This is a genomic window from Paenarthrobacter sp. CC6 (assembly GCF_040560085.1).
GTDB lineage: Bacteria > Actinomycetota > Actinomycetes > Actinomycetales > Micrococcaceae > Arthrobacter > Arthrobacter nicotinovorans.
On sequence record NZ_JARDAN010000006.1, the window covers coordinates 419,517 to 428,861 of the forward strand.

9 protein-coding genes and 1 tRNA gene are annotated in these 9,345 nt (G+C 61.5%); 2 read left to right on the forward strand and 8 right to left on the reverse strand.

Going from position 1 to position 9,345, the window contains the following annotated elements; all coding sequences use genetic code 11:
* The first annotated feature begins 1 nt into the window (after position 1).
* Positions 2–1,069 (forward strand): D-2-hydroxyacid dehydrogenase, encoded by a 1,068-nt coding sequence (locus PV760_RS06775; RefSeq protein ID WP_026267184.1) that lies wholly within the window; start codon positions 2–4, stop codon positions 1,067–1,069.
* 6 nt (positions 1,070–1,075) lie between these two features.
* Here PV760_RS06775 and PV760_RS06780 read toward each other — a convergent pair whose 3' ends face one another.
* The 8 genes from PV760_RS06780 to PV760_RS06815 form a co-directional block, all read right to left on the reverse strand.
* A complete protein-coding gene (locus PV760_RS06780) occupies positions 1,076–3,130 on the reverse strand; it encodes an acyltransferase family protein (protein WP_354627391.1) in 2,055 nt (684 codons plus the stop codon).
* A 149-nt stretch (positions 3,131–3,279) separates the two neighbouring features.
* Positions 3,280–4,632, reverse strand: coding sequence for an MFS transporter (locus tag PV760_RS06785; RefSeq protein WP_110506028.1), 1,353 nt, complete (start codon positions 4,630–4,632; stop codon positions 3,280–3,282).
* 135 nt (positions 4,633–4,767) lie between these two features.
* A complete protein-coding gene (locus PV760_RS06790; protein WP_039241812.1) occupies positions 4,768–5,562 on the reverse strand; it encodes an IclR family transcriptional regulator in 795 nt (264 codons plus the stop codon).
* A gap of 208 nt (positions 5,563–5,770) precedes the next feature.
* On the reverse strand, positions 5,771–6,061 hold the full coding sequence (locus PV760_RS06795; RefSeq protein ID WP_018777874.1) for a hypothetical protein: 291 nt from the start codon (positions 6,059–6,061) through the stop codon (positions 5,771–5,773).
* Between the two features lie 226 nt (positions 6,062–6,287).
* Positions 6,288–6,363 (reverse strand) — tRNA-Val (locus PV760_RS06800).
* A gap of 66 nt (positions 6,364–6,429) precedes the next feature.
* Positions 6,430–7,386: an NAD-dependent protein deacetylase gene (locus PV760_RS06805; protein ID WP_018777875.1), complete on the reverse strand. Its 957-nt coding sequence runs from the start codon at positions 7,384–7,386 to the stop codon at positions 6,430–6,432.
* Positions 7,383–7,886, reverse strand: a complete 504-nt coding sequence (locus PV760_RS06810; protein ID WP_354627392.1) for a peroxiredoxin — start codon at positions 7,884–7,886, stop codon at positions 7,383–7,385. The genes PV760_RS06805 and PV760_RS06810 overlap by 4 nt, the downstream gene beginning before the upstream one ends.
* Positions 7,883–8,302 (reverse strand): DUF3052 domain-containing protein, encoded by a 420-nt coding sequence (locus PV760_RS06815; protein WP_018777877.1) that lies wholly within the window; start codon positions 8,300–8,302, stop codon positions 7,883–7,885. Before PV760_RS06815 ends, PV760_RS06810 begins: the two co-directional genes overlap by 4 nt.
* A 381-nt stretch (positions 8,303–8,683) precedes the next feature.
* Here PV760_RS06815 and PV760_RS06820 point away from each other — a divergent pair.
* Positions 8,684–9,345: pyruvate dehydrogenase E1 component-related protein (locus PV760_RS06820; RefSeq protein WP_502921428.1), on the forward strand; the 662-nt coding region annotated here is incomplete at its 3' end.

Below are 9,345 nucleotides of genomic sequence, written 5' to 3' on the forward strand. Positions count from 1 at the left end.
TATGATGAACACCATGACGACTGATGAACTTACCATCGCCATCGCTGTACCGCTCGAAGCTGAGCACGTAGAGCAGATCCGCGCTGTAGATCCCTCCGTAACAGTTCTCTACGAACCGGAGCTGCTTCCTCCGGAACGGTTCCCGGCAGACCACGCGGGCGACCCCGCGTTCAAAAGGTCGCCGGAACAGGAAGAACGCTATTGGGCCATGCTGAACCGCGCCCAGGTCCTCTATGGCTTCCCCAACGAAAGTCCCGCCGGCCTTGCGCGCATCGCAAAAAGCAACCCGCACCTGCAGTGGATCCACGCCATGGCAGCCGGCGCCGGTGGAGCGGTCAAGGCCTCAGGCCTGGACACCGAAACGCTCCGGAAGTTCCATGTCACCACCTCTGCCGGCGTCCACGCCCTGCCGCTGGCGGAATTCTCGGCATTCGGTATCCTCAACGGCTTCAAGCGCAGCGCCGAGATGGCACAGGACCAGGCCGCCAGGTTCTGGCCGGAACTGCGGACGCCCACCAAGCTGGCCAACGGTTCCAAGGTTGTCATCGCGGGCCTCGGTGAAATCGGCATGGAAACGGCCCGCATCGCGCGCGCCCTGGGCATGAGGGTCAGCGGAACCAAACGCAACGTCGAAGCCATTGAGGGAATCGACGAAGTCACCAACAACGACGGCTTGGCCGGCCTCCTCGCCGACGCCGACGCCGTGGTCAACACGCTGCCCGGCACGCCGTACACGGAAAAGCTGTTCAACAAGGACATCTTCTCTGCCATGAGGCCAGGAACAGTTTTCGTCAACGTGGGGCGCGGCACGGTAGTGGACGAGGACGCCTTGCTCGCGGCACTGGACAACGGACAGGTTGGATACGCATGCCTGGACGTGTTTGCAGTGGAGCCCTTGCCTCAGGACAGCCCTTTGTGGAACCACCCCAAGGTCCTGGTGTCGCCGCACACCTCGGCATTGAGCGCGGCGGAAAACAGGCTCATCGCCGAACGATTCCGCAACAACCTGCGCATTTTCCTGGACGGTGGCGAACTCCCCCACCTGGTGGACCCGGTCCACTTCTACTAAACCGGACTACCAACCTGTGGCGCTGAGCCACCTCTCGGACAATGCATCGGCCATGCTCCTGGTGTATGTGCTCGAGAGGTGGTTGTCGTCCAGGTACACGTAGACGTTGCCAATGATCCCCGGACAGCTGGCACCATCACAGATCAGGTCGGTCATATCCAGGATGGACAGGCCGGTGAAGGTTCCTTCCAGCTGATCCAGCGGATTGTCGGCGGCCAGCACAGAGGACAGGGCGGGACGGCAACGGGGATCGTCGACGCCCGAAGCCATGGCGCATTCGCTGGGGCTGAAGGAGAACCGTGGGTTGTCCCGCATGGCGATGACCTCCACACCTTGATCGGTGATCTCCCCCACCAGTTCATCAAGTCCCCACGTAAGGTCCTCATCCGGAGAATCCGGGACAGCCGCGGTCCCGACAAGGAAAACAGCATCCGGGCGGTAACGCCGAATGTGTTCGCGGACATTCCGGTTGAAGGCATTGCATTCGTCGCCAACCTCGTCCGTCTGAGTCATGAATGGACAGGCTCCAAACGTAATGGCCTGCACCCGCCAGTTGCGCTCTTTCGCCATGGGGCCGATGGCGCCGAGCCACTGCAGGGAATGTGACTGCCCCACAACGAAGATGGTCTTGGCGGCATCCGCGCCGACGTCGTTCTGCTGGCACTCCGCGAACAGGACCGGGTCCTGGGGACGCAGCTCCCCGGTACAGGGGCCGTCAAGCTTGCCCCAGTCCGCCGGAAGCTGCTCAGGCGTCGGGAGCGTCCTGGCGTCCTTGCCCACCCGGTTGACATAGCCTGGCAGCAACGCCCTTGCACCCGGGTTGTCATCCATGTCCTGGCCGGCAATGGCGTTCTTCTCTTGCTGCTGCTGGAACCCGAACACCGTCATCGGCGTCGCTCCCACAGCAAGGCAAACCAATACCGCTACGGCCAGACGGCGACGCTTTGCCTCCGGCCAGCGCCATGACCGCAGCGGCTGCTCCACGAATCTGGTGGTGAGGTAGGCCAGCAGCAACGAAACACCCACGATCGCCGCGCCCGTCAGTGCGTCCGCGTGGTCTTCGCCGATCCACACAAGGGTGATGACCAACAGCGGCCAGTGCCACAGGTACAGGGCATATGAGGTAGACCCGAGCCCCACCAGCAACCTGGAGGAAAGAATACGGTCCACCCCGAAACGGCTTCCCGTCTGTCCTGCCACGATGACAGCCACAGCCGCGAGGGTGGGCCACAGCGCCACGAAGCCCGGGAACGCCGAGCGGACCTGGAGGAGCACACCGCAACTGAGCATCGCAGCAACTCCCACCCAACCCAGTACGGTACCCAGGCCACGCCCTGGGCGCAGGAAGGGAAGCAGCAGCGCAACCAGGGTACCCAGCGCAAACTCCCACAGCCGGGCAAGAGTGTCGAAGTAGGCCAGTTCCTGGTGGGCGTTGGTGAAGTAGATCGAGTAGCTCAGCGACGCGACGAAGATCAGCCCGAAGATTCCCAGCAACATTGACCGGTATCCCAAGCCGAACCTCCGGCACACCAACGCGGTAGTGACGAAGATCGCCGGCCAGAGGATGAAGACCTGCCCCTGGATGGACAACGACCAGAAGTGTTGCATGGGGCTCGCCAGGCTGTGGTCAGCGGCGTAGTAATTGACCACCTGCTTTTGCAGCAGCCAGTTCTGTACGTAGAACAGGGAAGCCCAGGCCTGGTTGACGATCTCAGTCCACCTTGTCCGGGGGACGATAACGAACGTTGCTGCCAATGTACCCGTCAGCACTACGACGACGGCGGGAAGCAGCCGCCAGAACAGGTGCAGCCAGTGCCGGACCAGCGACACCGGCCGGGACTCCTCATACCGACTGACGAACTGGAGGGTCATCAGGAAAGCCGAAATCAGCAGGAAGACGTCCACGCCTCCCGAAACCCTGCCAAACCAGATGTGATACGACACCACCATGAGCACGGCCAGTGAACGGAGCCCCTGGATCTCGGGCCGAAATCTGGTGCCTCTGGAGCCCCGGATTTGGCCGGGGCTTTCCGGCGATGCCACGCCCTTGGTTGCCGTCATGGACACGCTCCTCTATCGCTGCACCAATTCTGCACCGCGGTCCGCGAATTTCCAGCACTCCGGGGTTGGACGCCGCAAAGAAGACAGGACGGCGCCCCTCCTGTGGAGGGACGCCGTCCTGAGGCGTGTTGTAGCAGCGGTTTCGGCGACTACTTGGCGTCTTCCGTGCTGACGAGGTCGCGGCCTGCCGTCTCGGGGGTGAAGAAGGTGGTCACGAAGGAGATGAGCGCGAGGACCAAGGAGTAGATGGCGAGTACCAGCCAGGAGTGGTTGGTGGCGGCCAGCATCAGCGCTCCGAGCAGCGGCGCAAGGCCACCGGCGAGGACGGCTGAAATTTCACGGCTCATGGCCACACCGGTGAACCGGTACTGCGATCCGAACAGTTCAGGCAGCAGGGGGCACTGCGGACCAAGCATCGACTGGACGCCGATGGCGATTCCCACGGCCATGACCACCCATACCAAGGTGACGTTGCCCAGTGTGACCAGGTAGAAGGCGGGTACGGCAATGATCGCCTGGAACAACGCGCCGTAGCGGTAAACCGGAACACGACCGTACCTGTCGGACAACGCACCGAAGGTCACTACCATGACTGCTGCGAATCCAGCGGCGATCAACAGACCGACAGGACCGATGGAGTTGTTGCCCGCGAAGACTCCCGCGGGCATGCTCATGAACGAGACAAGCAGGGCAGAGTAAATTGACGAGTTCCCGTTTTCGCCCATGCGGAGGCCAATGCCGATCAACACGTTCTTCTTGGAGTGCTTCCACAAAGCGCCAATGGGGTTCTTGACTACGTTCTTGTGCTTTTCGAGTTCCTGGAAGGCAGGAGTTTCCTTGAGCTTGAGCCGGATGAAGATGGCAATCACGATCAGGATGAAGCTGGCGAGGAACGGTACCCGCCACAACCAGCCCTGCAGGACCGACTTGTCCGCCATGGTGATCAGCGCGAACGTGCCGGCGCCAAGCAGGGTACCGAGCTGAATGCCGACGAACGGCAGGGAAGCGAAGAAACCACGACGACGACGCGGCGCGACTTCGGAAATCAGCGTGGTTGCGCCGGCCTGCTCGGCGCCGGCACCGAGCCCCTGAATGATACGCAGGGTCACGAGCAGCACCGCACCCAGCATCCCGGCCTGCTCAAAGGTCGGCAGGAGGCCAATGGCGAAGCTTGCCGTGCCCATCAAGGCAATCGTCAGGATCAGGACCATCTTGCGGCCGAACCGGTCACCGATGTAGCCGAAGATCAAGCCGCCGAAGGGACGGGCAGCAAATCCGACACCATACGTGGCAAAGGAGGCGATCAATGCCCCGTCCGGACCGAGCGGCGAGAAGAACAGTGGCCCGAAGATCAGCGCCGAAGCGAGGCCGTAGATGTAGAAATCGTAGTATTCCAGGGCGGAGCCCACGGAACTGGCCAGCGTCGCCCGCCGGAGCTGCTCCGGTTCAACGACGGCCTCGTCAGCTTCCGCCGCGAAGTTTGTCTTAGTACGAGTTGTCACAAGCACTCCCTCAAAATCACCCCGGGCCCCCGTTGGCCCAGTGAGATAGTGATGGCATCACCGCCAAGATCACTATGATGAACAGAGTACAGCTTGCTGAACGCAATGCCAAGGTTAAAATCAGATTTATAAAAATCAGCCCATGGGGTTGCCTAGCGATCGCGCCAACTCCTTGAGCTCTTTCACCATGAGAGCTCCCTGCTCTTCCGAATATGTGGCCTTCAATGCGGTCACGGAGAGACCAAGGCTGGGCCCATGCGCGCCGTGGGTGGGTACAGGGACGGCCAGGCAAACGACACCTACCGTGGACTCCTCATCCTCGAAAGCAAAGCCTTGCTGGCGGATGGTGGTGATCTGGGCCTTGAGTTCCTCGGCCGTCCGGAGTGAGTTGGCAGTCATCGTGGGCAATTCCATACCGTCCGGGAACATGGCCTCGATGTCGTGGTCATGCAGCTGTGCCAGCAACGCCTTGCCCACACTGCACAGCGAGACCGGCATCTTGTCACCGATATTGGACGTCAACCGCACGGCGGGATGCCCTTCGTAACGCGCCAGGTAGATGACGTGGTCGCCGTCGAGCATCGCAATGCGGACCGTTTCGCCGGAGAGCGTTGGAGCCTGCTCGCAGTACTTGTAGAACTCCTGCACTTCGTCGAGGCGGCTGAGGTACGCAGCTCCGAGTTCCACCAGCTTCCGCCCGAGCGCAAAATCTGCGCCCTGCCTGGTGATGAGGCGCGCTTCCTCGAGCGCCAGCAGCAGGTTCGATGTTGATGACTTCGGTATGCCCAGCTCACGGGACAAATCGCTGAGGGTCAAGCGGCCGGACGGGGAATCAGCCAGGGCTTCCAGGACGGCGGCGGCGCGCGTGACGGCGGGGGCCGGCGACGAAGCGCCCAACCCTTCGGAGCGGGTGGTGCGGGAATCGGCCATGATTCTCCTTCGTCATTGCAACTCAGTGTTCAATCTGCTGAACAATACCCATCATAGTGGCAAGCAGGTGTCGCTGACCTGTCCGGCTTTCCAAACCCAAAAGTTGGCTGTATATTCATTTTCGAGCTCTCCACCGCGGCATCCCCCAATAGTCGCGGTGGAGAGTTCATCCATTTCCTGTCTGCTGCTGATTGCCGGCTCAAGCTCCCTATGCTGCCGCGGCGTCCTCACCCCGAAGGCACCAGCCCCCTCCTGATCCATCGCGCACCAGTTGCCACGTGGCGAGAGCGGAACGGGCGTTGTTCCCCAAGCGCACCTGGACCTGCAGGACCTCAACATCCACGCGGCCGGTTCCGCGCGGCATCCGCTTCGATACCTCCCACCAGGCAACCCTTTCGAACCATCGGACGGGCTCCACTGCGATCTTCCACTCCCGGCCTCCTCTCACGACGACGGCCGGCTCGCCTTGGGCGGTTGTGCGGATGTAAACGTGCTCCATGGAGTCAACCGTAGGAGGAGGCTACGACAATGAGAGGTCGCTACCGGCGGAAGGAGGCACTGACGGCAGATCACCAGACTCCAAGTGACGGCACCGAGGGGACAAAGGCGCAGGGAGGATAAAGGCGCCGAGGGGACAAAGGCTCCGGGCGTGAAACAACAACGTGAATTGAGCACGAAAAAGCCCCGCCCTCTCGAACCTTGCGGCCGTGAGTGACAGGGCTTCCTGGTGGGTCCTACCGGGATCGAACCGATGACATCCACGGTGTAAACGTGGCGCTCTACCAGCTGAGCTAAAGACCCATATTGCGGTTTCAGCAGCCTCTGACTTCCTCAGCGCTTCAACCAACGAACAATGACTCTACATGATCAACTGCCGGAAACACCAATCGAGTCTGGAACGGCCGGAAGATCAGGCAAAGCCCGCGCAAGGTAGTCCAATGCACCGCTGACGCCCAGCTCAAGTTTCACTGAAGCAAGTTCGTCCCCGCGGGTGATCCCCCTGTTGATGATGACCACAGGCTTGCCAGCTTTTGACGCATGGCGGACGAACCTCAGGCCACTCTGCACCGTCAGCGACGAGCCTGCAACCAACAGAGCTTCCGCGTCATCAACCATGCCGTAGGCACGGGCTACGCGGTCCTTGGGGACGTTCTCCCCGAAGTACACGAAATCAGGCTTCAGGATTCCGCCGCAGATCGGGCACACTGCCATGACAAACGACGTGATGAGTTCGGGGTCTTCCACCGTGGCATCGGCGTCCGGCGCCATCTCCACCAGGCCGGACTCCACGGCAGCTTCAACGAAGCCCGGGTTGATCTCTTCCAGGATGGCCGCGATCAGCTGCCTGCTGAAGGTGTGTCCGTGGGAAAGACAGATCACCTGGTCGAAGCGCCCGTGCAGATCCACCACGTTGACGCTTCCGGCATCCTCGTGGAGCCTGTCCACGTTCTGGGTGATGAGCCCCGTCAGGAGGCCTCGCCGTTCCATCAGAGCGACGGCGGCATGGCCGGCATTGGGGTCGGCATGCCGGAGGTGGGACCAGCCGATGTGGTTGCGGGCCCAGTAACGCCTCCTGTTCGCCTCGCTCCCAATAAACTCCTGGTAGGTCATGGGGTTTCGTGGCGCAGAACCCGGTCCCCGGTAATCCGGTATCCCGGAGTCGGTACTCAATCCGGCTCCTGTGAGGACAGCCAGGCGCTGGCCCTGCAGGACGCGCACCGCAGGATCCAAGGCTTCCAGCTCCGAGGGTTCAAGCTGCACTGCGGCCGCAGGTGCCATGCTGGCGAACCCCGTCATCCCCACGCCTGGCCCCCGGTTGCTCATGGCTGTTGTTCCACCATGGCCGATAGGGCCCTCCGGTACTCGTTGAAGTCCCTCGCCTGGCCCCGCGGATTGACCACGACGTAACGGATAACGCCCGCCGCATCGATGATGAAGGTTCCCCGCAGGGCCATTCCGCTGGCTTCATCGAAGACTCCGTAATCCCGGGCAACAGCTCCATGCGGCCAGAAGTCCGCCAGGAGATCGAAGTCGAAGCCCTCATGTTCGGCGTAGGCCCGTTGAGCGAATTTGCTGTCGACGGAAATTGCCAGCACTGTTGCATCAGCGTCGTTGAACTGCGCCATGTTGTCGCGGATCTCACACAGCTCGCCGGTGCAGATGCCTGAGAAGGCAAAAGGGAAAAAGACAACGACGACGTTTCGGCCGCGATAGTCCGACAACCGGACAGGCTCACCGTATTGGTTCAGAAGTTCGAAATCAGGTGCAGGCTCACCTGTACGGGGGCCTTGGACCGCAGCAGGTGCCTGCTGGACTTCCGTCATTTGTTCTTCTTGGGCACCAGCCGTGTGGCGCTCCAGTCTTTGGATACCCCGGCGGAGGTAGTCAGGTGAAGTCCCGAAGTAGGGGCTGCGTCCTGGATATCGGCCGGAGACACGTAGTTATCCCTTCCTGACTTGGGCGTCAGTACCCAGACAACTCCGCCTTCCTTCAGCGTAGTGAGCGAATCCATGAGCCCGTCAACGAGGTCACCGTCGCCGTCGCGCCACCAGAAGATGACCGCATCAACGACGTCATGATCGTCTTCATCGAGCAATTCCGAGCCGGTGACATCTTCAATATCATCACGCAAGTCGAAGTCGACGTCATCGTCGTAGCCGCGCTCCTGAATCAGATCCCCATCTTTGAAACCCATTCGTTCCGCCACATTTACCGATGTGGCGGCGTCGGCCTCGCTCACGTTTCCTCCTTTTGAAGTGACTTCCATTACTAACAGCCAACACCCTTTGGGCGCCTGCTTCAAGCCATTCTCCCTGCACCGGGGCACATTCCGCACCACCTGGGGTGTTTCGGGCCCGTGGCACATGCGTGCTTTACGTCACGGAAGCCGTTCAGATGTGACATACAACGCCCTGCGGGGGCTGCGGCTACGCATAGCAGCGCCGCGAAAGCTAGAGTGGCCATGAGCGCTCTGGCTGCAGGGCGATCGCCCCGCAGAATTCTACTGGGCAGCCAAGCGCTCACAAGACCTGCCCGGCGCATCCGACCGGGCTGTTGAAACCGAGATGTCGCACACGACGCGTTCACGACGGGCAGTCACCCTGCCAGACCTGAGGCGCCGATGCATGCGCCTAAAGGAAGGTTGGACGTGGCTGCAGGAGAAGAGACCTCACACATCCTCAGCGGGTTGACTGCCCAGCTGCCTGATCGTGATCCGGAAGAGACCGCGGAGTGGATTGAGTCCCTTGATGCGTTGATCGCTGAGCAGGGTACCGAGCGGGCTCAGTACATTATGCGTTCGTTGTTGCAGCGTGCTGGTGCCCGGTCGGTGGGTGTGCCGATGGTGACGACCACTGATTATGTGAACACGATCCCGGTGGACCAGGAAGCGCCGTTCCCGGGGAACGAGGAGTTCGAGCGCCGGTACCGGGCGTATATGCGGTGGAACGCCGCGGTGATGGTCCATCGTGCGCAGCGCTCCGATATTGGTGTGGGTGGGCATATTTCCACCTATGCCGGTGCTGCGACGTTGTATGAGGTGGGCTTCAACCATTTCTTCCGCGGCAAGGACCACCCCAGTGGCGGGGACCAGGTGTTTTTCCAGGGTCACGCCTCTCCGGGGATGTACGCCAGGGCGTTCATGGAAGGCCGGTTGAGCGAAGAGGATTTGGACGGGTTCCGTCAGGAGAAGTCCAAGGCCGGGCATGCGTTGTCCTCGTACCCGCACCCGCGGTTGATGCCTGATTTCTGGGAATTCCCGACCGTGTCGATGGGTATCGGCCC

Bases quoted from the DNA above. Each gene is read 5' to 3' on its own strand.
- PV760_RS06775 (WP_026267184.1), top strand. From the start codon at position 2: ATGATGAACACCATGACGACTGATGAACTTACCATCGCCATCGCTGTA.
- PV760_RS06780 (WP_354627391.1), bottom strand. From the start codon at position 3,130: ATGACGGCAACCAAGGGCGTGGCATCGCCGGAAAGCCCCGGCCAAATC.
- PV760_RS06790 (WP_039241812.1), bottom strand. From the start codon at position 5,562: ATGGCCGATTCCCGCACCACCCGCTCCGAAGGGTTGGGCGCTTCGTCG.
- PV760_RS06795 (WP_018777874.1), bottom strand. From the start codon at position 6,061: ATGGAGCACGTTTACATCCGCACAACCGCCCAAGGCGAGCCGGCCGTC.
- PV760_RS06805 (WP_018777875.1), bottom strand. From the start codon at position 7,386: ATGAGCAACCGGGGGCCAGGCGTGGGGATGACGGGGTTCGCCAGCATG.
- PV760_RS06810 (WP_354627392.1), bottom strand. From the start codon at position 7,886: ATGACGGAAGTCCAGCAGGCACCTGCTGCGGTCCAAGGCCCCCGTACA.